General features: G+C 50.4%; 21 protein-coding genes, 2 tRNA genes and 4 other RNA genes. 15 read left to right on the top strand and 12 right to left on the bottom strand.

Annotated features, from left to right (window positions below; all coding sequences use genetic code 11):
• Positions 1-156: 156 nt before the first annotated feature.
• Positions 157-774, bottom strand: coding sequence for a thymidine kinase (gene tdk / locus QUE74_RS08225; protein WP_000068076.1), 618 nt, complete (start codon positions 772-774; stop codon positions 157-159).
• Positions 775-1,377: 603 nt separating this feature from the next.
• Here tdk and hns point away from each other — a divergent pair.
• Complete coding sequence (gene hns, locus QUE74_RS08220; RefSeq protein ID WP_286331928.1) at positions 1,378-1,791, top strand: histone-like nucleoid-structuring protein H-NS; 414 nt, start codon at positions 1,378-1,380, stop codon at positions 1,789-1,791.
• 143 nt (positions 1,792-1,934) lie between these two features.
• Here the strand turns inward: hns and galU are convergent, their stop codons facing one another.
• The 3 genes from galU to rssA all read right to left on the bottom strand — a co-directional run bounded on the left by galU (position 1,935) and on the right by rssA (position 5,055).
• Positions 1,935-2,843 carry a UTP--glucose-1-phosphate uridylyltransferase GalU gene (galU, locus tag QUE74_RS08215; RefSeq protein ID WP_000718995.1) on the bottom strand — a complete coding sequence of 303 codons (909 nt, stop codon included), beginning with the start codon at positions 2,841-2,843 and terminating at the stop codon, positions 1,935-1,937.
• 201 nt (positions 2,844-3,044) lie between these two features.
• Complete coding sequence (gene rssB, locus QUE74_RS08210; protein ID WP_000193447.1) at positions 3,045-4,058, bottom strand: two-component system response regulator RssB; 1,014 nt, start codon at positions 4,056-4,058, stop codon at positions 3,045-3,047.
• Between the two features lie 91 nt (positions 4,059-4,149).
• Entirely contained in the window at positions 4,150-5,055 is a 906-nt protein-coding gene (gene rssA / locus QUE74_RS08205) for a patatin-like phospholipase RssA (protein ID WP_001226476.1), read from the bottom strand.
• A 112-nt stretch (positions 5,056-5,167) separates the two neighbouring features.
• Between rssA and QUE74_RS08200 the strand changes: the two genes are divergently transcribed.
• From QUE74_RS08200 to QUE74_RS08165, 8 genes are all read left to right on the top strand, one after another.
• Positions 5,168-5,626 (top strand): YchJ family protein, encoded by a 459-nt coding sequence (locus QUE74_RS08200; RefSeq protein ID WP_001602321.1) that lies wholly within the window; start codon positions 5,168-5,170, stop codon positions 5,624-5,626.
• A 49-nt stretch (positions 5,627-5,675) separates the two neighbouring features.
• The gene (gene purU / locus QUE74_RS08195) at positions 5,676-6,518 is read left to right on the top strand and encodes a formyltetrahydrofolate deformylase (protein ID WP_000555849.1); all 843 of its coding nucleotides are present in this window, start codon (positions 5,676-5,678) and stop codon (positions 6,516-6,518) included.
• 160 nt (positions 6,519-6,678) lie between these two features.
• Positions 6,679-6,763, top strand: a tRNA-Tyr gene (locus tag QUE74_RS08190).
• 34 nt (positions 6,764-6,797) lie between these two features.
• Positions 6,798-6,882, top strand: a tRNA-Tyr gene (locus tag QUE74_RS08185).
• 46 nt (positions 6,883-6,928) lie between these two features.
• A non-coding RNA gene (locus tag QUE74_RS08180) (RtT sRNA) lies at positions 6,929-7,060 on the top strand.
• Positions 7,061-7,106: 46 nt separating this feature from the next.
• Positions 7,107-7,238, top strand: a non-coding RNA gene (locus tag QUE74_RS08175) — RtT sRNA.
• A gap of 46 nt (positions 7,239-7,284) precedes the next feature.
• Positions 7,285-7,416, top strand: a non-coding RNA gene (locus QUE74_RS08170) — RtT sRNA.
• A gap of 46 nt (positions 7,417-7,462) precedes the next feature.
• Positions 7,463-7,594: non-coding RNA, RtT sRNA (locus QUE74_RS08165), on the top strand.
• Positions 7,595-7,762: 168 nt separating this feature from the next.
• Here the strand turns inward: QUE74_RS08165 and narI are convergent.
• The 5 genes from narI to narK all read right to left on the bottom strand — a co-directional run bounded on the left by narI (position 7,763) and on the right by narK (position 16,209).
• Positions 7,763-8,440 carry a respiratory nitrate reductase subunit gamma gene (gene narI / locus QUE74_RS08160; protein ID WP_001160117.1) on the bottom strand — a complete coding sequence of 226 codons (678 nt, stop codon included), beginning with the start codon at positions 8,438-8,440 and terminating at the stop codon, positions 7,763-7,765.
• Positions 8,440-9,150: a nitrate reductase molybdenum cofactor assembly chaperone gene (narJ, locus tag QUE74_RS08155; RefSeq protein WP_000571676.1), complete on the bottom strand. Its 711-nt coding sequence runs from the start codon at positions 9,148-9,150 to the stop codon at positions 8,440-8,442. The genes narI and narJ overlap by 1 nt, the downstream gene beginning before the upstream one ends.
• A complete protein-coding gene (narH, locus tag QUE74_RS08150; protein WP_000702650.1) occupies positions 9,147-10,685 on the bottom strand; it encodes a nitrate reductase subunit beta in 1,539 nt (512 codons plus the stop codon). The genes narJ and narH overlap by 4 nt, the downstream gene beginning before the upstream one ends.
• Complete coding sequence (locus QUE74_RS08145) at positions 10,682-14,425, bottom strand: nitrate reductase subunit alpha (protein WP_000032985.1); 3,744 nt, start codon at positions 14,423-14,425, stop codon at positions 10,682-10,684. The genes narH and QUE74_RS08145 overlap by 4 nt, the downstream gene beginning before the upstream one ends.
• 392 nt (positions 14,426-14,817) lie before the next feature.
• Positions 14,818-16,209, bottom strand: a complete 1,392-nt coding sequence (gene narK, locus QUE74_RS08140) for a nitrate transporter NarK (protein WP_000019836.1) — start codon at positions 16,207-16,209, stop codon at positions 14,818-14,820.
• 338 nt (positions 16,210-16,547) lie between these two features.
• On the opposite strand from narK, the gene narX reads away from it, so the two are divergent.
• Together narX and narL are read left to right on the top strand one after the other, a co-directional pair.
• A complete protein-coding gene (gene narX, locus QUE74_RS08135; protein ID WP_000918047.1) occupies positions 16,548-18,344 on the top strand; it encodes a nitrate/nitrite two-component system sensor histidine kinase NarX in 1,797 nt (598 codons plus the stop codon).
• Positions 18,337-18,987: a two-component system response regulator NarL gene (gene narL, locus QUE74_RS08130; RefSeq protein ID WP_000070491.1), complete on the top strand. Its 651-nt coding sequence runs from the start codon at positions 18,337-18,339 to the stop codon at positions 18,985-18,987. The genes narX and narL overlap by 8 nt, the downstream gene beginning before the upstream one ends.
• Here narL and ychO read toward each other — a convergent pair whose 3' ends face one another.
• On the bottom strand, positions 18,988-20,382 hold the full coding sequence (ychO, locus tag QUE74_RS08125; protein ID WP_024166161.1) for an inverse autotransporter invasin YchO: 1,395 nt from the start codon (positions 20,380-20,382) through the stop codon (positions 18,988-18,990). It lies immediately after the preceding gene.
• 185 nt (positions 20,383-20,567) lie between these two features.
• On the opposite strand from ychO, the gene ychN reads away from it, so the two are divergent.
• Positions 20,568-20,921, top strand: coding sequence for a DsrE/F sulfur relay family protein YchN (ychN, locus tag QUE74_RS08120; RefSeq protein WP_001169669.1), 354 nt, complete (start codon positions 20,568-20,570; stop codon positions 20,919-20,921).
• 43 nt (positions 20,922-20,964) lie between these two features.
• On the opposite strand, the gene chaC is transcribed toward ychN, so the two are convergent.
• Together chaC and chaB are read right to left on the bottom strand one after the other, a co-directional pair.
• Entirely contained in the window at positions 20,965-21,660 is a 696-nt protein-coding gene (gene chaC, locus QUE74_RS08115; RefSeq protein WP_001295621.1) for a glutathione-specific gamma-glutamylcyclotransferase, read from the bottom strand.
• A 156-nt stretch (positions 21,661-21,816) separates the two neighbouring features.
• Positions 21,817-22,047, bottom strand: coding sequence for a putative cation transport regulator ChaB (gene chaB / locus QUE74_RS08110; protein ID WP_001146444.1), 231 nt, complete (start codon positions 22,045-22,047; stop codon positions 21,817-21,819).
• Between the two features lie 269 nt (positions 22,048-22,316).
• On the opposite strand from chaB, the gene chaA reads away from it, so the two are divergent.
• The 3 genes from chaA to QUE74_RS08095 all read left to right on the top strand — a co-directional run bounded on the left by chaA (position 22,317) and on the right by QUE74_RS08095 (position 24,465).
• The gene (gene chaA, locus QUE74_RS08105; protein WP_001306585.1) at positions 22,317-23,417 is read left to right on the top strand and encodes a sodium-potassium/proton antiporter ChaA; all 1,101 of its coding nucleotides are present in this window, start codon (positions 22,317-22,319) and stop codon (positions 23,415-23,417) included.
• A 405-nt stretch (positions 23,418-23,822) separates the two neighbouring features.
• Complete coding sequence (locus tag QUE74_RS08100) at positions 23,823-23,930, top strand: type I toxin-antitoxin system toxin Ldr family protein (protein ID WP_000170956.1); 108 nt, start codon at positions 23,823-23,825, stop codon at positions 23,928-23,930.
• A gap of 427 nt (positions 23,931-24,357) precedes the next feature.
• The gene (locus QUE74_RS08095; RefSeq protein WP_000170965.1) at positions 24,358-24,465 is read left to right on the top strand and encodes a type I toxin-antitoxin system toxin Ldr family protein; all 108 of its coding nucleotides are present in this window, start codon (positions 24,358-24,360) and stop codon (positions 24,463-24,465) included.
• Positions 24,466-24,605: the final 140 nt, after the last annotated feature.

Raw genomic sequence — 24,605 nt, 5'->3', positions numbered from 1 at the left:
TACAGGTCACAAGTCAACGTCACTGTAAAAGCGATCTGTGAGGGGTATAGTGGCGTTAAAGAACTGTCGAGAAGGGTATATACACCGGATGAAGTGCGTAAAATGAACTGACAGGATAAAAGCGCCCTGCTCACCCTGTCAGTAAAGAAATTCTTATTAATCGTGGCGATGCCTTTCCTGAATAGCCGTTAATGAGCCGACTTCTAACGCCTCTTTATAGTGTTTGCGGCATACAGAAACGTAGCGTTCATTACCACCAATAACCACCTGCTCACCTTCGTTATAAGGTCTGCCTGCTTGATCAAGACGCAGCACCATGCTTGCTTTACGGCCACAAAAACAGATGGTTTTTAATTCAACCAGTTTGTCGGACCATGCCAGTAAGTATTGGCTGCCAATAAATAATTCACCTCGAAAATCGGTACGTAAACCATAACAAAGTACGGGTATATCGAGTTGATCTACAACCTCCGATAATTCATATACTTGTTGTCTGGTTAAAAACTGGCATTCATCAACCAGTACGCAATGAATTGCCTGCTGTTCATGTTCCGCACGAATCTCATCAAATAATGATGAATTTTGGTTAAATAATTTTGCAGGCGATGACAAACCTATACGCGAGCTGACTTTCCCGGCACCAAAGCGATCATCAATTTCTGCCGTATATACGACAGTGCGCATGCCGCGTTCCTGGTAATTGTATGAAGATTGCAACAATGCTGTAGACTTACCCGCATTCATTGCGGAATAGTAGAAATATAGCTGTGCCATCAGCCACAGGCCCTCAATGATATGAAATAAAGTTGGCTGGAGTTTATCATAATTCGTCAGTTTTTCAGCTCAACAGTATGCATAGAAGTGGTATATGCGTTCTCCCTTACGAAGCCTTGCATAATCCTTCTGAGCTATCATTACAACTGCCTCGCTTGTTATAAGCGGGTAAATGACTGCTGGTAACTATTCACAATCTTTAACCTGTTGCGCAAGTAATAGCCCTCTGTTGACCTCCTGGAGATAGTGCAATACTAAGTCCCTGCTCTTATTGCGACTGTTCTACTTTTCATCATTCGCTTAATAGAGAATTCTCGTAAACACGACTAATACAGAAGACTGAAAGGTCGTCAGCCTACGATAATCTCCCCATAAAATGTGACATGAATCAGGAAGTTTTAACCTCACGTGCTGCGAAATCATCGGCGCAAATAGGGCTATATGCCGCGTCTTTTCTGGCTAATTTTATGAAAAGATATTTATTGGCGGCACAAAATAAAGAACAATTTTGAATTCCTTACATTCCTGGCTATTGCACAACTGAATTTAAGGCTCTATTATTACCTCAACAAACCACCCCAATATAAGTTTGAGATTACTACAATGAGCGAAGCACTTAAAATTCTGAACAACATCCGTACTCTTCGTGCGCAGGCAAGAGAATGTACACTTGAAACGCTGGAAGAAATGCTGGAAAAATTAGAAGTTGTTGTTAACGAACGTCGCGAAGAAGAAAGCGCGGCTGCTGTTGAAGTTGAAGAGCGCACTCGTAAACTGCAACAATATCGCGAAATGCTGATCGCTGACGGTATTGACCCGAACGAACTGCTGAATAGCCTTGCTGCCGTTAAATCTGGCACCAAAGCTAAACGCGCTCAGCGTCCGGCAAAATACAGCTACGTTGACGAAAACGGCGAAACTAAAACCTGGACTGGCCAGGGTCGTACTCCAGCTGTAATCAAAAAAGCAATGGATGAGCAAGGCAAATCCCTCGACGATTTCCTGATCAAGCAATAATCTTTTGTAGATTACACTTGCTTAAAATCCCGCCATCGGCGGGATTTTTTATTGTCCGGTTTAAGACAATTTAATAAGAATAAGCTATAAAAAAACGGCGTCGATTGCTCAACGCCGTTTCGTGGATAACACCGATACGGAAGTTACTTCTTAATGCCCATCTCTTCTTCAAGCCAGGCTTTAAATTCCGTGCCAAGGGTGTTATGACGAATACCGTATTCAACGAAGGCCTGCATGTAACCTAATTTATTACCGCAGTCATGGCTCTTCCCTTTCATATGATAGGCTTCCACCGTTTCTTTTTCGATCAGCATATCAATTGCGTCGGTGAGCTGAATTTCATCACCAGCACCCGGAGGGGTTTTTGCCAGCAACGGCCAAATATCCGCGCTAAGAACGTAACGACCCACAATAGCGAGATTAGACGGCGCAACATCCGCTTTTGGTTTTTCAACCACGCCAACCATCGGTACGCTTTCACCCGGCGCTAATTCAACGCCTTTGCAATCCACAACGCCATATGCGGTCACATCAGCAACCGGTTCAACCATGATCTGGCTATGACCCGTTTCATCAAAGCGGCGGATCATCTCTGCCAGGTTATCCTGTGACAAATCGGATTCATATTCATCCAGAATAACGTCAGGCAAAATAACAGCCACAGGTTCATCACCCACTACCGGGTGAGCACACAATACCGCGTGTCCCAGGCCTTTCGCCAGCCCCTGACGAACTTGCATAATAGTCACGTGCGGCGGACAAATAGACTGCACTTCATCAAGCAGTTGACGTTTTACACGTTTTTCCAGCATTGCTTCCAGTTCAAAACTGGTATCAAAGTGGTTTTCAATAGAGTTTTTAGATGAGTGAGTAACCAGCACAATTTCAGTAATGCCAGCCGCAATACATTCATTCACGACGTATTGAATTAATGGCTTATCGACAAGTGGCAGCATCTCTTTCGGGATGGCTTTCGTCGCCGGCAACATCCTGGTTCCTAATCCCGCAACGGGGATAACGGCTTTTTTGACTTTCGTATTAATGGCAGCCATTTAAATTCTCCTGGACTGTTCGTGTTTTGAACGTGTTCATATTTCTGTATCGCATCCCAGTATATCAGCACCCCGAAGGGGCTAAGTTCTGAAAAGGAGGCGAGTTAGCATAATTAAGACAATTACTTATACGAATGGCGACGATAGTACCACCAGCCGACATTAGCAGGTAATGCAAATTTAGCCCGCGTTATCGTTTGCTCATTCTGCAGACAACATCAAGCGAAGCCGACCACCGGTTCCCCATATTTGGCATTGCCAGGCATCGCATCGCTGGCTCAATTGATTCAAATAAGCGTTACCTAAAGTGCCTAACGGAACACCATTACTGATTTGCACCTGGTGTTCGCCAGTATTTAACGTCGCATTCAGACCCGCAGAAACCAGAATGAGATTTTTCAGTTCGCGATGATAATAGCCAACTAATAGCGGAAACTGCCCCGGCAGATTGGCCTGACGGAGTAAATGGTTTACCTGCTTCAATAACGCGCCCAACTCTGGCAACCGTTGATTTTGATGTGCAAGCTGTTCCTGTAATAATCCGTTAAACAATGCGCGTAATAACAAGGCAGCAAGTACGCCATTATGTCCAGCTCTGGTGACATCAAGGCAATAAAATGCCAGATCGTTTTCCGAAAGTGCGGCAATATCAAGCACCAGGCCGGGTTTGTCCGCGGCAACCAATTGACGATAATTAACCCGGCAATGGGAAATCACCTGCTGAACCGGCGGTTGCAATTCCTGTAATAATTTCGCCGCTGCGGCAGGGTTATCAACCATTGCATCCCAGTCTCGAAAAAGCCTCTCCTCTTCCTCAACGCGGGAATTAAACATGCTGGGATAGAGACAGGCAAAAACCATCTCGCGCAAGCGATTCAGATCTTTAACTGGTTTCAGCAAAACATCTTCAACGCCCAGACGTAACGCTTTGGCAATATCTGCCATATTTTCAGTGGCAGATATCACCAGAACCGGTGTCTGGTCACCTCTGTTGCGTATATGTTCCAGCAGTTTAAGCCCGTTCATTCGTGGCATCGCGATATCACATATCATCAGGTCTGGAGTGAAACCTCCCAGCAACTCAAGGGCATCCACCCCATCAGCCGCCAGTACCGTTGTCGCTCCCAATGAGGAAAACCACGAATCCAGAAGCGAGCGAAATACCTGCTCATCTTCAACAATGAGAATCTGTTTTCCGACCAATGGCTGCGTCATGTTCTCTCCCCTGACTGGCTTTACTCAATAGTGGCATGCTATTGCCACCTGCGCCTGTCAGAATTAACTTAAGTGTAGATAAAAATTCTGGTCAAATGTTGGTGCGTACCAACGGCAAAAGTTCGTCCATTTTCTTTTCCACTGCCAGCTGCCCAGCCGCAATGGCAGCGTGCGCGCGATGGAAATCAAGCGTAGATATTTGCGGGCAAACAGGTTGAATCAGAATATCGGGCGGATCACCTGCCATGCGGTTTCTTTTAAGGCGGTTCTCCAGCACCTGGATAGAAGTGGTCATAATCTCTGTTGCCGTTGGCGCTGTCACCGCCCGACGTGTCGTTATGCTGCCCAACCTTTCTTTCAGACGCGCATGCCACGGCAGAGAATCACCATTCTCGCTATTTTCTTCACTGACATTAAAGGAGAGCAGATCTTGTTGCATCAAATGAGCATCGTGCTGCAGGTCGACCGCTATCACAATATCAGCACCCAATGCACGCGTGAGCGAAATAGGAATTGGGTTAACTACTGCCCCATCAACCAGCCAGTAGCCGTTATGCGCAACGGGTGCCATTAGTCCTGGAATACTGCATGATGCACGAATAGCAAGATGGAGATCGCCTTCAGTAAACCATAATTCGCGCCCAGTACTTAAATTGGTGGCAACAGCCGCGAAGCGACGGGAACAATTTTCGATCTCTGTTTCCGGCATTATTTCGCGATATTGATTGAAGACACGCTCGCCGCGCAGTAACCCACCGCGCTGCCAGGAGAGATCCATCAGGCGTAAAACATCCCAATAACTGAAAGAGGTTACCCAATCTTCCAGCGCAGATAATCGATCGCATGCATAGGCCGCGCCCACCAGCGAACCAATTGAGCATCCTGCAACGATATCAATTTCAATACCCACTTTTTTTAGCGCATTAATAACGCCAATATGCGACCAACCTCTCGCCGCGCCAGATCCCAGCGCCAGCCCTATTTTTATCTTTCTCATTATTCCCGCAAGATTCCCCTGGAATGCAATCGTAGCAACATCGCTACTGCTCGGTTAACATAGTGCTACTCAGGCGGTTAATACGCCGTTATTGTTTCCAGGGAGATTATTTGTGTCTCAGCTTTGTCCCTGTGGTAGTGCTGTCGAGTATAGCCTATGTTGCCACCCTTATGTGTCTGGTGAAAAGGTTGCACCTGATCCAGAACATCTCATGCGTTCGCGTTACTGCGCTTTTGTGATGCAAGACGCAGATTATTTAATAAAGACCTGGCATCCATCTTGTGGAGCGGCGGCGTTACGTGCCGAATTGATTGCCGGATTTGCGCATACTGAATGGTTGGGATTGACCGTATTTGAACATTGTTGGCAGGACGGCGACAATATCGGATTTGTCAGTTTTGTTGCTCGATTTACCGAAGGTGGCAAAACAGGCGCCATAATTGAACGTTCACGATTTTTGAAAGAAAACGGTCAATGGTACTATATTGACGGTACACGTCCGCAGTTTGGCCGCAACGATCCCTGCCCTTGTGGTTCAGGTAAAAAATTTAAAAAGTGCTGCGGCCAATAATGGTTGACGGTACGGTTAAGCAAACACTCTCAACAAGGTTTTTCCAGCAATGCATTCACTCCAACGTAAAGTTCTGCGTACTATTTGTCCGGACCAAAAAGGTCTGATCGCCCGTATTACTAATATTTGCTATAAGCACGAGTTAAATATCGTGCAGAACAATGAATTTGTTGATCACCGTACCGGGCGCTTTTTTATGCGCACGGAACTGGAAGGCATTTTTAATGATTCCACCCTGCTGGCGGATCTCGACAGCGCATTGCCAGAAGGCTCCGTACGTGAGCTGAATCCTGCCGGTCGTCGCCGGATAGTGATTCTGGTCACTAAAGAGGCGCATTGCCTTGGCGATTTGTTGATGAAAGCCAATTACGGCGGCCTGGATGTCGAAATCGCGGCAGTTATTGGTAACCACGATACTTTACGTTCTCTGGTTGAGCGTTTTGATATTCCGTTTGAGCTGGTAAGTCATGAAGGATTAAGTCGCAACGAGCACGATCAAAAAATGGCGGATGCCATTGACGCTTATCAGCCTGACTACGTGGTGCTGGCGAAGTATATGCGCGTATTAACGCCAGAGTTCGTAGCACGCTTCCCGAATAAAATTATCAATATTCACCATTCATTCCTGCCAGCGTTTATCGGTGCACGTCCCTATCACCAGGCCTATGAGCGTGGCGTGAAGATTATTGGTGCAACCGCTCACTATGTGAATGACAATCTGGATGAAGGCCCAATCATCATGCAGGACGTTATTCATGTCGATCATACATACACGGCTGAAGATATGATGCGTGCAGGTCGTGATGTCGAGAAAAACGTATTAAGCCGCGCGCTTTACAAAGTGCTGGCGCAGCGTGTATTTGTTTACGGTAACCGGACGATTATTCTTTAATCGCTGGCAAAATAGAACTGGTTGCCTTTAATCCGTTACGGATGAAAATTACGCAACCAGTTCATTTTTCTCAACGTAACCCTTTACAGCGGCGTGTCATTTGATATGATGCGCCCCGCTTCCCCACAAGGGAGCAGGCCAGTAAAAAGCATTACCCCGTGGTGGGGTTCCCGAGCGGCCAAAGGGAGCAGACTGTAAATCTGCCGTCATCGACTTCGAAGGTTCGAATCCTTCCCCCACCACCATCTCAAGCATTACATCAAAATTTGAATTATCCCTGGTGGGGTTCCCGAGCGGCCAAAGGGAGCAGACTGTAAATCTGCCGTCATCGACTTCGAAGGTTCGAATCCTTCCCCCACCACCATCACTTTCAAAAGTTCCTGAAATCCCCAACAAATCCACAATTAAATATTCTGCCCATGCGGGGAAGGATGAGAAGCTTCGACTAAGGTTCGACTCGAGCGCCAGCGAGAGAGCGTTGCCGCAGGCAACGACCCGTAGGGCGAAGCGCGCAGCGCTGAGTAATCCTTCCCCCACCACCATCACTTTCAAAAACCCCTGTATTCTCCAACGAATCCGTAACTGAATATTCTGCCCATGCGGGGAAGGATGAGAAGCTTCGACTAAGGTTCGACTCGAGCGCCAGCGAGAGAGCGTTGCCGCAGGCAACGACCCGTAGGGCGAAGCGCGCAGCGCTGAGTAATCCTTCCCCCACCACCATCACTTTCAAAAACCCCTGTATTCTCCAACGAATCCGTAACTGAATATTCTGCCCATGCGGGGAAGGATGAGAAGCTTCGACTAAGGTTCGACTCGAGCGCCAGCGAGAGAGCGTTGCCGCAGGCAACGACCCGTAGGGCGAAGCGCGCAGCGCTGAGTAATCCTTCCCCCACCACCATCACTTTCAAAAACCCCTGTATTCTCCAACGAATCCGTAACTGAATATTCTGCCCATGCGGGGAAGGATGAGAAGCTTTGACTAAGGTTCGACTCGAGCGCCAGCGAGAGAGCATTGCCGCAGGCAACGACCCGTAGGGCGAAGCGCGCAGCGCTGAGTAATCCTTCCCCCACCACCATCACACCCTTAAATACTCAAAACCTGTTACTTCAAGCTAATTTGCCCCGTGGCACCGCGTTTACCGGACCTACAATATCCTCCCCTATATGTCAGATAAGCGAATCACTCCGCAGCGTACCCATAAAAAAACCCCGCCGAAGCAGGGTCTGTGTGAACTAAAATTCACTTAGTGGCGAGCGCGCACCAGCTGATACTTACGTGTCAGATACTCCACCGGGACACTCCAGATGTGCACCAAACGCGAGAACGGGAACAGCAGGAATAACGTCATCCCCAACACCAGGTGCAGACGGAAGATAAACGCCACACCATCAAGGTGTTGAGAAGCGCCACCGTGGAAGGTCACCACCGACTGCGCCCAGCCAACCAGTTTCATCATCTCGCTACCGTCCATATGTTGGGCAGAAAATGGAATAGTCAGCAGACCCAACGCGCACTGGATAACGAGCAGCGACAGGATCAGGATGTCCGCCCCGGTAGTCGTTGCACGCACACGCGGGCTGAACAGGCGGCGTTTCAGCAACAGCACGCCGCCAATCAGACACAGCACGCCGCTGGCACCACCAGCAATCATCGCCATTTTCTGTTTCACTTCAATTGGCAACCACGCTTCATACATCCAGTGCGGCGTCAGCATACCGAAGAAGTGGCCGACAAAAATCCCCAGAATTCCGATATGGAACAGGTTCGACGCCAGGTTCATCCCTTTGCGATCCAGCATCTGGCTGGATGCCGCGCGCCAGGTGTACTGCCCGTAGTCATAGCGCAGCCAGCTACCAATCAGGAAGACGGCCCCGGCTATGTACGGGTAGATATCAAAGAAGAACATATTCAGGAATTGCATTAGTGCTGTCCTCCGGTGGTGATATTCAGATATTGCGGCGCGACGGCACCGGCAAAGCGACGCTGATGAGCAGTGATTGCTGAATCACCGCAACCTTTGTCAGCAAAGAACTTAACCTGCTCTTCTTCCCAGACAGCATCCAGCGCCTGTGGCGTATCGTCGCGCGCTTCGTCGGCAATTTTTTCCGCCACTTTGTCGCTGTCGATAGCGGTATTCGCCAGTTTCAGCAGCAGATCAAACAGCACGGCATAACGGCTTTCACGCTGTTGCAGACGCGCGCTCAGCAACGCCAGAATCGGCGCGATATCTTTCAAACCTTCCACAGCTTCGCTTTGCGGCAGCTGCGCCAGATACTCCAGATACAGCGGCAGATGATCCGGTAATTCACGACTGTTCAATTGCAAACCGTGCTGCTCATACTGTGCCAACAAGTCAACCATTGCCTGGCCGCGATCGCGGGATTCACCGTGAACATGCTCAAACAGCAGCAACGACGTGGCGCGACCACGGTCGAACAGTTCGCTGTACTGGGCCTGAGCATCCAGCGGATCCAGCGCTGTTAAATCGCGCAGGAAAATGCCCAGCGCATGGGCATCCTCTTTCGACAGATTTTCCGACGCAGCAATCGCCTCAAACATCTCTTGTTGATGCTGCCATAAGGCAGCATCCGGATATTCAAGGAGACGCGATACAATCACGAGTTCGATCATGGGTGCGGCTCCGTTTTACTGGTCACGTCGATGGCATCGATACGGCGGCTGTTGAACAGATTGAATTTGGTATCTGAACCGTGGCAGCCGTCACCAAAGGTAAAGCCACAGCCATTTTTCTCCGGGAAGGCTTCCCGCGCCAGTTCACGGTGACTGCTCGGCACCACAAAGCGATCTTCGTAGTTGGCAATTGCCAGATAACGGTACATCTCCTGTGCCTGAGCTTCGGTCAGACCGACCTCTTCCAGCGCACGGGTATCAACTTTACCGTCAACGGTTTCAGCACGTTTGTAATGACGCATCGCCAGCATACGTTTCAGCGCGCGCAGTACCGGTTTGGTATCACCGGCGGTCAGCAGATTCGCCAGATACTGTACCGGGATACGCAGGCTTTCGACGTCTGGCAAAATACCGTTGCTGCCCAGCTCGCCCGCATCTGCCGCAGACTGAATCGGCGACAGAGGTGGCACATACCAGACCATCGGCAGCGTGCGATATTCCGGATGCAGCGGCAGCGCCAGTTTCCATTCCATCGCCATTTTATAAACCGGCGACTGCTGTGCGGCTTCAATAACGCTCAGCGGAATACCATCTTTAATCGCCTGCTCGATGACTTTCGGATCATTCGGATCGAGGAACACGTCCAGCTGACGCTGGTAGAGATCTTTCTCGTTCTCGGTGCTGGCTGCACGTTCAATCGCGTCGGCATCGTACAGCAGCACGCCAAGATAACGGATACGACCGACACAGGTTTCAGAGCACACCGTCGGCTGACCGGCTTCAATACGCGGATAGCAGAAGATGCACTTCTCAGACTTACCGCTCTTCCAGTTGAAGTAGATTTTTTTGTACGGGCATCCGGTGATGCACATACGCCAGCCGCGGCATTTGTCCTGGTCGATCAGGACGATGCCATCTTCTTCACGCTTGTAAATCGCACCGCTCGGGCAGGTCGCCACACATGCCGGGTTCAGGCAGTGTTCGCACAGGCGTGGCAAATACATCATGAAGGTGTTTTCGAACTGGCTATACATCGCCTTCTGGATGTTGTCGAAGTTCTTGTCTTTCGCCAGTTTGTCAAACTCGCCGCCCAGGTCATCTTCCCAGTTCGGTCCTTTTTCGATTTTCGCCATCCGTTCGCCGGTAATCAGCGAACGTGGACGGGCAATCGGCTGCGATTTGCTGCCTTCCGGCGCGGTATGCAGGTTCTGATAGTCAAAATCGAACGGCTCGTAATAATCGTCGATCCCCGGCAGATGCGGGTTAGCGAAGATTTTACCCAGCAGCATGGCGCGGTTACCCATGCGCGGTTGCAGTTTGCCGTTGATTTTTCGGATCCAGCCGCCTTTGTATTTTTCCTGGTTTTCCCAGTCTGTCGGGAAGCCCTGGCCCGGCTTGGTTTCCACGTTGTTGAACCACGCGTATTCCACGCCTTCACGGCTGGTCCAGACGTTTTTACAGGTCACTGAACAGGTGTGGCAACCGATGCACTTATCCAGATTCAGCACCATGCCGACTTGTGAACGAATTTTCATTTTACGCTCTCCTGTACCTGGTCATTGCCTTCGCCATCTAACCAGTCAATGTTCTTCATCTTACGCACTACAACAAATTCATCGCGGTTAGAACCTACAGTGCCGTAGTAGTTAAAGCCGTATGCCAGATGGGCATAGCCGCCGATCATATGCGTCGGTTTCGGCGTGATACGGGTGACCGAGTTATGAATACCACCGCGCTGGCTGGTGATTTCTGAACCCGGCAGGTTAACGATACGTTCCTGCGCGTGGTACATCATGGTCATCCCTGCCGGAACACGCTGGCTGACAACCGCACGGGCAGTCAATGCACCGTTGCTGTTGAAGACTTCAATCCAGTCGTTGTCGGCGATACCCAGCTCTTTGGCATCGGCTTCACTCAACCAGACCACCGGACCACCGCGACCTAAAGTCAGCATCAGCAGGTTGTCGCTGTAGGTGGAGTGGATACCCCACTTCTGGTGCGGTGTCAGGAAGTTGAGCGCTTTTTCCGGATTACCGTTAGATTTCTGGCCCATCACTTCTTTCACTGAACGGGTGTCGATCGGCGGACGATAAACCAGCAGGCTTTCACCGAAATCACGCATCCACTGATGATCCTGATACAGCTGCTGACGGCCAGAGAGCGTACGCCACGGGATCAGCTCGTGAACGTTGGTGTAACCGGCGTTGTAAGAAACATGTTCATCTTCAAGGCCAGACCAGGTCGGGCTGGAGATGATTTTGCGCGGCTGTGCCTGGATATCGCGGAAGCGGATCTTCTCGTCTTCTTTATTCAGCGCCAGATGCGTATGGTCACGACCGGTAAACTCGCTCAGGGCAGCCCAGGCTTTCACGGCTACCTGACCATTGGTTTCCGGTGCCAGCGTCAGGATCATCTCTGCCGCATCAATTGCGGTGTTCAGCATCGGCTGGCCTTTTGCCGGACCTTCCGCTTTGGTGTAGTTGAGCTTACGCAGCAGATCCATCTCGCTCTGGGTGTTCCAGGCAATCCCTTTACCGCCGTTACCGATTTTCTCCATCAGCGGACCGATAGAGGTAAAGCGTTCGTAAGTTGCCGGATAATCGCGCTCTACGACCATAATGTGCGGTGCAGTTTTACCTGGGATCAGGTCGCATTCGCCTTTTTTCCAGTCTTTCACATCCAGCGGCTGCGCCAGTTCAGCGGCAGAGTCGTGCTGGATCGGCAGCGTAACGATGTCGGTTTCTTTGCCCAGATGACCAACGCACACTTCGGAGAATTTCTTCGCGATGGCTTTGTAGATTTCCCAGTCGCTTTTCGCTTCCCAGGCCGGATCGACCGCCGCAGACAGCGGGTGAATAAACGGATGCATATCCGAAGTATTCATGTCGTCTTTTTCGTACCAGGTCGCCGTCGGCAAAATGATGTCGGAATAGAGACAGGTGCTCGACAGACGGAAGTCCAGCGTCACCACCAGATCCAGCTTGCCTTCCAGACCGTTGTCCTGCCAGTCCACTTCTTCCGGCTTCACGCCGCCCTGCTGACCCAGGTCTTTACCCTGGATACCGTGCTCCGTCCCCAGCAGGTACTTGAGCATAAACTCATGACCTTTACCGGAAGAACCGAGCAGGTTAGAACGCCAGATGAACAGGTTACGCGGGTGGTTTTTACCGTTTTCTGGTTGTTCTGCCGCAAAACGGATAGAACCCTCTTTCAGGGATTTCACGGTGTAATCCACCGGATTCATGCCCGCTTTTTCCGCTTCGCGAGCGATAGTTAGCGGGTTAGTGCCTAACTGCGGCGCAGACGGCAGCCAGCCCATGCGTTCTGCACGGACGTTGAAGTCGATCAGATGTCCGGTATAGCGGGATTTATCCGCCATCGGCGACAGCAACTCTTCTGCGGTCACAGTTTCATAACGCCACTGGCTGGAGTGGTTATAGAAATAAGAGGTGCTGTTCATGTGACGCGCCGGACGCTGCCAGTCAAGAGCAAACGCCAGCGGCTGCCAGCCGGTTTGCGGACGCAGTTTTTCCTGACCTACATAGTGCGCCCAGCCGCCACCGCTCTGACCTACACAGCCGCAGAAAATCAGCATGTTGATCAGACCACGATAGTTCATATCGAGGTGATACCAGTGGTTCAGCCCCGCACCGACGATAATCATCGAACGACCGTGCGTCTTGTCAGCGTTGTCAGCAAATTCACGGGCAATGCGGATAATCTGGCTGCGAGAAACGCCAGTGATCTGCTCGGCCCATGCCGGGGTGTAAGCTTTCACGTCGTCATAGCTGGTTGCGCAGTTAACGTCGTTCAGGCCACGTTCCAGACCGTAGTTTGCCAGCGTCAGATCATAAACGGTGGTCACCAGAGCAGTGCTGCCATCAGCCAGTTGCAGACGTTTTACCGGCAGCTTGTGCAGCAGCACATTTTCCAGCTCCACTTTATTGAAGTGTTCCGTGCCGTCGCCACCAAAGTACGGGAAGCCCACTTCAGCGATCTCATCCTGGCTACCCAGCAGGCTCAGTTGTAGCTCAGTTTCTTCGCCGGTTTTGCCGTCGCGCTGCTCAAGATTCCATTTGCCCTTCTCGCCCCAGCGGAAGCCAATAGAACCGTTCGGTGCAACCATTTCGCCATTGGTATTGAAGGCGACTGTTTTCCATTCCGGATTGTTTTCCTGGCCCAGCGCATCCACCAGATCGGCAGCGCGCAGCATACGACCCGCAGCGTAGTAACCGTCGCGCTCTTCCAGCATCACCAGCATTGGCATGTCGGTATAACGACGCACATAGTCGGTGAAATACTGGCTTGGGTTGTCGAGGTGGAATTCACGCAGCATCACGTGGCCCATCGCCAGCGCCATTGCTGCGTCGGTGCCCTGTTTCGGTGCCAGCCACAGATCGCACAGTTTGGCGATTTCAGCGTAGTCCGGCGTGACGGCAACGGTTTTGGTGCCTTTGTAGCGCACTTCAGTAAAGAAGTGAGCATCCGGAGTACGCGTCTGCGGCACGTTTGACCCCCAGGCGATGATGTAGCTGGAGTTGTACCAGTCAGCAGATTCCGGTACGTCAGTTTGCTCGCCCCAGGTTTGTGGAGACGCAGGAGGCAGGTCGCAGTACCAGTCGTAGAAGCTTAAGCAAGTACCGCCAATCAGCGAAAGATAGCGAGCACCCGATGCGTAAGAAACCATCGACATTGCCGGAATTGGCGAGAAGCCAGCGACGCGGTCCGGGCCGTAGTTTTTGATGGTGTAAACGTTAGAGGCAGCGATCAGTTCGTTCACTTCCTGCCAGGAAGAACGAACAAAACCACCACGTCCACGCGCTTGTTTAAAGCTTTTCGCTTTATCGGCGTCTTCAATGATAGAAGCCCATGCCTCAACCGGATCGCTATGCTGCGCCTTCGCTTCACGCCACATTTTCATCAGGCGTTTGCGCATCATCGGATATTTCAGACGGTTGGCGCTATAGAGATACCAGGAGTAGCTGGCACCGCGCGGGCAGCCGCGAGGTTCATGGTTTGGCAGATCCGGACGGGTACGCGGATAGTCAGTTTGCTGGGTTTCCCAAGTCACCAGACCGTTTTTAACGTAGATTTTCCAGCTGCAGGAGCCGGTGCAGTTTACCCCATGGGTAGAGCGGACGATTTTGTCATGCTGCCAACGCTGGCGATATCCATCCTCCCAGTCACGGTTGGTATTGAGAAGCTGGCCATGCCCATCGGCAAAGGTTTCGCCCTTCTGTTTGAAGTAGCGAAACCGGTCCAGGAATTTACTCATCGGTTTTCTCCTGTGGGAGCCTGTCGGCTCTCTGATAAATCGACATTGCTAATGTTTAAGGGCAAGGTAACGCTCTGAAACAGCGTGGGAATTGATAACGATCAAGAGTGATGGGGATGAAAAATAAAGTAAATTCCTAAGATACCCCTTTAGGATAATTAACAGTTACATCATAAAATACTGTAAATTAAGGCATTTTATACCTGTAGTTATTTAAACTATTAAGAATTTTATGCAGATGGGTATTAAGGAGTATTCCCCATGGGTAACATATTAATGGCTCTTAATGAAATCCGGCGAAATAAGCCATATAACATTAGTATGTTGTAACTAAATGATGCATAAAAAAAGCGCGACATCATGCCGCGCAAAGGATAATCAAATATTAAGATTTATTTTTTAGAATGCCGACCATATACCGCCCAGGTAATCACTACGCAGGCGATATAGAAAATCAAAAATACTTTCATTGCGCCGACTGGCGAACCCGTTAATGCCAGCGAGCTACCGAACGCTTTCGGGATAAAGAAGCCACCAATCGCGCCAATCGCAGAGATGAAACCCAGCGCCGCCGCCGTGTCGGTTGCCGCTTCACGCATCGCACGTTCGTCAGAACCCCCTTCTGCTTTCACGCGATCCATTGTCAGTTTACGGAAGATCACGGAAATCATCTGGAAAGTGGAACCACTACCCAGCCCAGCTGTCAGGAACAGCGCCAGGAAGACTGCGAAGAACGCCATGAAGCTTCCGCCCTGTCCGTCAGTCGGTAAGGTCAGGAACAGCAGGCCGCTGAAAATCGCCATCAGGATAAAGTTCACCAGTGTGACACGAGTTCCGCCCAGACGGTCAGATAATGCACCACCTGCAGAACGCGCCAGCGCACCAATAAACGGCCCGAAGAAAGCGTATTGCAGAATCTGAACATCCGGGAACTGCGTTTTTGACAGCATCGCAAAGCCCGCGGAGAAGCCGATGAAGGAGCCGAAGGTTGCCAGATACAGCAGGCTCATAATCCACAGATGACCCCGTTTGAGTACCGGCAACTGCTCCTTGATGGAGGCTTTCGAGGTAGCAAGATCGTTCATGCCAAACCACGCCGCAATGGTGAAGATGGCAAGGAACGGCACCCATACCCAGGACGCATTCGCCAGATACAGCTCAGTCCCATCCGGCTGTTTGACACCCTGGCTACCAAATACTGCGAAAATCGACAGTGATACCACCAGCGGAGCAACCAACTGCATGACGCTGACGCCCATGTTGCCCAGACCACCATTCAGACCCAGCGCGCCACCCTGCTTCTGTTTCGGAAAGAAGAAGCTGATGTTTGCCATACTGGATGCGAAGTTCGCGCCAGCAAAGCCGCACAGCAGAGAGATGATGATGAAGACGCTATAAGGCGTGGAGGTATCCTGCACGGCAAAACCCAGCCAGACGCAAGGAATAATCAGAATACCGGTGCTGAACGCCGTCCAGCGACGACCACCGAAGATAGGAACCATAAAGGAGTATGGAACACGTAACAACGCGCCAGAAACCGAAGGCAGCGCCGTCAACATAAATAGCTGATCGGTCGTAAAATTAAAACCGACTTTCGGTAAGTTCACCGCAACAGCACTGAATAACATCCATACGCAAAACGCCAGCAGCAGACAGGGAACGGAAATCCACAGGTTGCGGCTGGCAATACGTTGACCGCGTTGTTGCCAGAACGCAGGATCTTCCGGTCGCCAATCTGTAATGACAGCTCCAGTAGCCCTTTCGGGGGCGGATGAGTGACTCATAGACACCTCTGATACTCGTTTCGATGTCTGCCACCTTAGTGTCTGTAGCTAAAGGCAATTTGATGTAAATCAAACGATAAGATAACTTTATCTATCATTGATATTTATCATTACCCATAGTGAGTACAGTGATTTCATAAAAATTATGAGATTTTTCACGGTGCTGTAAAATCCCTACCCTTACCGATGTAAAGCGACTAACCACGCGGCAAATAAGGAGTAACTCTTTCCGGGTATGGGTATACTTCAGCCAATAGCCGAGAATACTGCCATTCCAGAATGTATCGTCACATTCATTAAGGTTATTGCTCATTTAAAGCCTGAAGGAAGAGGTTTGCATGCTTAAACGTTGTCTCTCTCCGCTCACCCTGGTTAATCAGGTTGCGCTTATTGTGTTGCTTTCTACTGCTATTGGACTGGCGGGGATGGCGGTTTCTGGCTGGCTGGTACAAGGCGTTCAGGGCAGCGCCCATGCGATCAACAAAGCGGGATCGCTGCGCATGCAAAGTTACCGTCTGTTGGCGGCAGTGCCATTAAGCGAGAAAGACAAGCCCTTAATTAAAGAGATGGAACAAACGGCATTTAGCGCCGAGTTAACCCGAGCAGCAGAACGAGACGGACAACTGGCGCAACTACAGGGTTTACAAGATTACTGGCGTAATGAACTGATCCCTGCGCTGCTGCGTGCACAAAACCGCAAAACGGTGTCAGCGGATGTCAGCCAGTTTGTTGCCGGGCTTGATCAACTGGTATCTGGTTTTGACCGCACCACGGAAATGCGCATTGAGACAGTGGTGCTGGTCCATCGGGTAATGGCGGTATTTATGGCACTTTTACTGGTGTTCACTATTATCTGGTTGCGGGCGCGACTGCTACAACCGTGGCGGCAGTTGTTGGCAATGGCGAGTGCCGTCAGCCATCGCGATTTTACCCAACGCGCGAACATCAGCGGGCGCAACGAAATGGCTATGCTTGGAACTGCGTTGAACAATATGTCTGCAGAACTGGCGGAAAGTTACGCCGTACTTGAGCAGCGGGTTCAGGAGAAAACCGCCGGGCTGGAACATAAAAATCAGATCCTCTCTTTTTTATGGCAGGCCAACCGCCGTTTGCATTCCCGCGCCCCGCTGTGTGAACGCCTGTCACCTGTACTCAACGGCTTACAGAATTTAACCCTGCTACGTGATATCGAACTGCGGGTGTATGACACTGATGATGAAGAGAATCATCAGGAGTTTACCTGCCAGCCAGATATGACCTGCGATGATAAAGGCTGTCAGCTCTGCCCGCGCGGTGTACTCCCCGTTGGCGATCGCGGCACAACCCTGAAGTGGCGGCTGGCTGACTCTCATACGCAGTACGGTATTTTGCTGGCAACCCTGCCGCAGGGGCGTCATCTTAGTCATGATCAACAACAACTGGTGGATACCCTGGTTGAACAACTCACCGCCACGCTTGCGCTGGATCGCCATCAGGAACGTCAGCAACAGTTGATCGTGATGGAAGAGCGTGCCACCATTGCGCGCGAACTGCATGATTCTATTGCCCAATCTCTCTCTTGCATGAAGATGCAGGTGAGTTGTTTACAGATGCAGGGCGATGCGCTGCCAGAAAGCAGCCGCGAACTGTTAAGTCAGATCCGTAACGAACTGAATGCATCCTGGGCGCAGTTGCGTGAATTGCTCACCACATTCCGCTTGCAGCTCACCGAGCCTGGATTACGTCCGGCACTGGAAGCGAGTTGCGAAGAATACAGCGCCAAATTTGGCTTCCCGGTGAAGCTGGATTATCAATTGCCGCCTCGTCTGGTGCCTTCGCATCAGGCAATCCATCTGTTGCAAATTGCCCGTGAGGCATTAAGTAACGCCCTCAAACATTCGCAAGCGAGTGAGGTCGTGGTGACAGTGGCGCAAAACGATAATCAGGTCAAACTGACCGTCCAGGATAACGGCTGCGGCGTGCCTGAAAATGCCATCCGCAGCAATCACTACGGCATGATAATAATGCGCGACCGTGCGCAAAGTTTACGAGGCGATTGCCGCGTCCGCCGTCGTGAATCAGGTGGCACCGAAGTGGTGGTCACCTTTATTCCCGAAAAAACTTTCACAGACGTCCAAGGAGATACCCATGAGTAATCAGGAACCGGCTACTATCCTGCTGATCGACGATCACCCGATGCTGCGAACTGGCGTAAAACAGCTTATCAGTATGGCACCAGATATCACCGTGGTTGGCGAAGCGAGTAATGGCGAACAGGGTATTGAACTGGCGGAGTCTCTTGATCCCGATTTGATCTTGTTAGATCTCAATATGCCCGGCATGAACGGTCTGGAAACGCTGGATAAACTGCGCGAAAAGTCCCTCTCCGGGCGCATTGTGGTATTCAGCGTCTCTAACCATGAAGAAGATGTGGTCACCGCACTGAAACGCGGCGCGGATGGCTATCTGTTAAAAGATATGGAACCGGAAGATCTGCTGAAAGCATTGCATCAGGCTGCTGCTGGCGAAATGGTATTAAGCGAAGCATTAACGCCTGTTCTGGCCGCCAGCTTGCGCGCTAACCGTGCCACTACTGAACGCGATGTTAACCAGTTAACCCCACGCGAGCGCGACATTCTCAAGCTGATTGCCCAGGGTTTGCCAAACAAGATGATTGCCCGCCGCCTGGATATCACCGAAAGCACAGTAAAAGTGCACGTCAAGCACATGCTGAAGAAAATGAAGCTCAAGTCTCGCGTGGAAGCAGCAGTATGGGTGCATCAGGAGCGCATTTTCTGATTACGGTTCCCAGCGCAGTTCGTCGTTTGACAATGCGTCGAACGGTTCGACAAGCGTTAGCGTGATCTCATTGGAGGAGACACGCTGCCCCTGGTTATCTTCCACCACTACAGACAATCGCCAGCGATTGCTTGCCCCTTCCCCGTTTTGCCAGTCAGGCATGATCAGCGTCCAGCCCTCCGCGCTATTGGCTTGTGCGCCCGGCGTCAAACTTAATATCTGCGTATCGCCCTGCCAAATCAGTTGCCGAATACCATAACGACTGCGGATTTGTAATTTCAGCGGCACTGTTTCGCCAGGTTTTAGATCCCACGGCGGTGTTGCCAGAAACACCGTTAACGTTTTTCGCTGTCGGTACTCAAGAGTCGGTAGATTATTTCGCTGCGGATTATCATAGCGACTACCACGTAACGACTGACTTTCGGCAACCTCGCCTGCAGAAAGTTGTTTTTTGAGTGGTACACCAAAACGGTAGTTAAGATTCAGCCCGAGGTTATTTTGATTCTCGCCGCTTTCACCCTGTTTATGCTGGGCCGTCACCGTGACTAATGGCACTGGGGTATAATTTAATCCCAGACTCAACGCGACGGGATTGTGATAACCCGTACCAGAGTTAAATAAATCAACGCGATCACCAAAATACTGTTCTACGCTGACGCTGGTATTGAGGTGTTGATAGAACGGCATGCGCATCCGGGCCGTCAGATCGTACCCGCGCGCCATCCTTTGTTCTTGTATGGCTGTCTGTTCATGCCATGCAGCAAACGGCTGATAATAGTTTGCTGATAGCCGCAAATATTCGCCCCACGCTTCGGCGCCAAGGCCTGCTCGCTGAAGATTTTCGTCCAGCAAGTTGTCATAAAAGGTGTTATACCCCACCAGCCAGTTGCCGCGCGCCCAGCGTTGCCCAACTCCAAGATTGCTCACCAGCCCATCATCCTGCTGAGTAAGACCAAGCTGGCTCCAGGTGAGATAACGATCATTATCCTGTAAAGGCACAAACCAACTTCCGCGACTGCCGGTGAAATGACCTTCGTTATCTACTTTGACGTCAACACTGGCATTTCCCCACGGTGATAGCCAGGATTCCAGGTGCTGATTAACCTGCTGACTAAGCGCGTCGCGGACTTTTCCCAATGCGAAAGCTTTTGCCTGCTCGCCAGTATCCAGCCCGTTATCATTCATACTGGTTTCGCCGAAATCTTTCACAATTTCAGCAAAGTGTTTTTCCCCATCATGATTTTCGGGAGCCATGCCTAAATCCGGCAGACCATCATTGTTATTATCAAAGGGATTTGCCGCTTTTTGCTCGAAGGTAGATTGTGCGTTAGCTGTACCGCCTGCCGCCAGCAAGAGTAAATAAAACGGAATAATGCGAGGAACGAAACGGCTCAAAACGTCGGTAACTTCCGGTAAAAAATGAAAAACCATAGCCTTAAAGAATAACGATTACTGGCAACTTTTGTCGTATTTTCTCGCGCTTTCAGGAAAATCCTTAAAAATGTGACCGATTGGTCAGACGCTGCAGAAGCAGTAAGATAGAAGATAAGTGTCTAATTCCCTGAATACAGGAGTAAATAATGCAAAAAATCGTGATCGTTGCCAATGGCGCACCTTACGGGAGCGAATCCTTGTTTAACAGCTTACGGCTGGCCATTGCGCTACGAGAGCAGGAGAGCAACCTGGATCTGCGCTTGTTCCTGATGTCTGATGCGGTCACAGCCGGGTTGCGCGGGCAAAAACCAGGGGAAGGCTACAACATTCAGCAAATGCTGGAGATCCTTACCGCTCAGAATGTACCGGTGAAATTGTGCAAAACCTGTACCGACGGGCGCGGGATTAGTACACTTCCTCTGATTGATGGGGTGGAAATCGGTACTCTTGTGGAACTGGCGCAATGGACGCTGTCAGCCGATAAAGTGCTCACATTTTAATGTTTGAGGGGGCGTCTGACGCCCCACTATGAGGGAAGTTTACTCAGGCGAATCCCGGCCGTAACACACCATCCGGATAATTCTCCGCCAGCAGTTTTTTTACCGATACCAGCAAATCATTCAGCCCATCGTCCTGCATTCCCAGTTTGATAAGCTCCTGTTCCAGTGAAAACAGGTATTGTGCGTTGGTTCCCAGTGGACCGCTCGCCGCCGCAATCAACGGCGCGATGACCTGAGCGCGAGTGTCAGATTCATATTCCGGATGTCGCGGGTCCATAATAAACACAATGGCGTTTACTGTGCGTCCATCATCAAGATCAAGCTGACACCAGGTTGGCAGATAACAGCCGGTAATCATCTCGCGCTTCCACAACAGGGTTAGTTCCTGCTCCAGCGTCTCTTCTGGCAGTCGATAGGCGACGCCTGTGGTGCGTCCGCCCTCTTTCAGTGCAAGCATCCGTCCCGGCTGGTGCGCAGTCCCGCGCCCGGCGGTCAGGCGCAGGCAAAACGCGCGATGCCATCCAACCAGTGTACCGGTGCACGACTCGGTAAACTCCAGTGCCGGATTCCACATCAACGATCCATAACCGAAGATCCACACCGGTCCCTCATCAGGTCGACAAGCCAGCGTCGCCGCCAGCGAAGCCGCCCGTTGCTCTGCTGACCATAAGAGTGATTCTTCAATGGCACCAAATGCCGTTTTACAATCGGCATTCATCAAGAAATCACGCGTTATCACCTTACACCTCCGCCACTGCATACTTCCCTGCGACAACTTTTTGGTGTCTTCCGGACATTTTACTGCTCATTTTGAAACCATTAACGGGACAATATGCAATCCACGGACCACTTGCAAGGCAACACCGCACGAATAGCTTTAACTAAGCTACCGGTTTTACGATTTTTTATGCCATTTATCATCATCCCCTTTGGCATATTCATGCTTCACAGCAGCCCAGGCCACTTTATGCGCGGTTTCTTCGCGACTGGCGTCATCACGCCGATCTTCTTTATCTTTATATTGATCCCATGCGCTGTTGAACGCTTCTTTATAGATATCCTGAGCATGAGACGGTAGCACGTGCTTTACGCTTTCCGGCAGATCGCTTTTCGTTTTATACGGCATCGTTGACTCCTTTTACAAAGTTGAACATTAAGTGTGGTCAACAATATCCACTCTTGCCAAAACATAAGAATTTTCATGTCAGACTCTTCTTAAGAAACGCTAAAACAAACATTGTCTAAACGCATTGCTTATTTTTATGGCCCGATGAGTAAAAAATCGACAGCGGGGTAAAAATTCGTAAAATGTTACCGATATCCAGACACTTTCTGTTATTTTTCCTACCTATTTTTTACATTTTCGATAAATTCATCTGCAAAGGGATAACCATAATGTCAAATGCTCAAGAGGCGGTAAAAACCCGCCACAAGGAGACTTCGCTTATTTTCCCGGTTCTGGCGCTGGTAGTGCTGTTCCTGTGGGGAAGCAGCCAGACACTACCAGTGGTCATTGCCATCAACCTTCTTGCTCTTATTGGTATTTTAAGTAGCGCCTTTAGTGTTGTCCGTCATGCGGACGTATTAGCCCATCGCCTGGGAGAACCTTACGGTTCGCTTATTCTTAGCCTTTCAGTGGTTATTCTTGAAGTCAGTTTGATTTCAGCTTTAATGGCAACCGGCGACGCCGCGCCAACGCTAATGCGTGATACGCTCTATTCAATCATTATGATTGTTACCGGTGGGCTGGTTGGCTTTTCATTATTGTTGGGCGGACGCAAGTTTGCCACCCAATATATGAATCTGTTTGGTATCAAGCAGTATTTAATTGCGCTGTTCCCCCTGGCGATAATCGTACTGGTATTTCCAATGGCTCTGCCTGTGGCGAATTTTTCAACCGGTCAGGCGTTACTGGTAGCATTAATTTCTGCGGCAATGTATGGCGTATTTTTGCTGATCCAGACCAAAACGCATCAAAGTTTATTTGTCTACGAGCACGAAGATGACAGTGATGATGACGACCCGCACCACGGTAAACCGTCTGCCCATAGCAGCCTGTGGCATGCTATCTGGTTGATTGTCCATCTGATTGCCGTTATTGCAGTCACCAAAATGAACGCCAGCCCGCTGGAGACATTGCTCGACAGCATGAATGCCCCTGTCGCCTTTACTGGCTTCCTGGTGGCTCTGTTGATTCTGTCGCCGGAAGGTTTAGGTGCGTTAAAAGCAGTGTTGAACAACCAGGTCCAGCGCGCGATGAATCTGTTCTTTGGTTCAGTGTTAGCAACCATTTCGCTTACCGTACCTGTCGTCACGCTAATTGCCTTTATGACGGGTAACGAATTGCAGTTTGCACTTGGTGCGCCTGAAATGGTGGTGATGGTGGCCTCTTTAGTGCTGTGCCATATCTCCTTCTCCACCGGACGTACTAACGTGCTCAATGGCGCAGCGCATCTGGCACTGTTTGCCGCCTATTTGATGACGATATTTGCCTGACAGTTATATCTCCTCCGATGACAGAAATCGGGGGAGATAATATAAATTCCTGCTTATTGTATTTCTTCATACTACCTGAACAGGTCGTTAATCAGAATTGCGAGCCTGTACCACAACCTGCACGAAACCACTGCAACAGCTGTTGAAAAGCCGGAATGTACTCTTTATTGCAAACATTTCAGGGATGAAGTGAAGATGAATTGAGACGTAATATCCACACCAAGCCGGCGTTATCCGGTGAGGCGCAATGTTGCGGGGGCTTTATCCCTGGTGGCATTGGTTGCTGGAAAGAGAAAACCCCCGCACGTTGAGAGGTAAAACCTGACAACAGAACGGGGGCTAATCTTGAACCATCAACAATTCAAGAATAGCCGCAAAATGTTGTCATTACAACAAGGCGGCTATATGACGCTCGCGCAGTTTGCCATGATTTTCTGGCACGACCTAGCGGCACCGATCCTGGCGGGGATTATTACCGCAGTGATTGTCAGCTGGTGGCGTAACCGGAAGTAAGGTGAAAACGGGCGTCAGGCTGCCGTGATGGCAATATGCGCCCGAAACCGGCCGCAGGGGTAACAGCCTGCGGCCCTTTTTGTCTTTATCTCTTCTGCAAGTAAATATTGGCAACCCGAGCTGGAAGCATCATCCAGAGCACTCATGAAACGACTGTAACAGCTGTTGAAAAACCGGAATGCACTCTTCATTGCAAACATTTCAGGGATGAAGTGAAGATGAATTGAGACGTAGTATCCACACCAAGCCGGAGTTATCCGGTGAGGCGCAATGTTGCGGGGGCTCTATCCCTGGTGGCATTGGTTGCTGGAAAGAGAAAACCCCCGCACGTTGAGAGGTACAACCTGACAACAGAACGGGGGCTAATCTTGAAACCAGACACTTCAAGAATAGCCGCAAAATGTTGTCATTACAACAAGGCGGCTATATGACGCTCGCGCAGTTTGCCATGACTTTCTGGCACGACCTGGCAGCACCGATCCTGGCGGGAATTATTACCGCAGCGATTGTCAGCTGGTGGCGTAACCGGAAGTAAGGTGAAAACGGGCGTCAGGCTGCCGTGATGGCAATATGCGCCCGAAACCGGCCGCAGGGGTAACAGCCTGCGGCCTTTTTTGTATCCGGCCCCATGAAAAAAGCCTTAACGCAGAACGCTAAGGCTTTAGTTTTCAGGCA

The organism is Escherichia sp. 10290, assembly GCF_030295155.1.
GTDB lineage: Bacteria > Pseudomonadota > Gammaproteobacteria > Enterobacterales > Enterobacteriaceae > Escherichia > Escherichia coli_F.
Note: the sequence above shows the minus strand (reverse complement) of the source record. Positions and strands in the feature narration are given on the sequence as shown.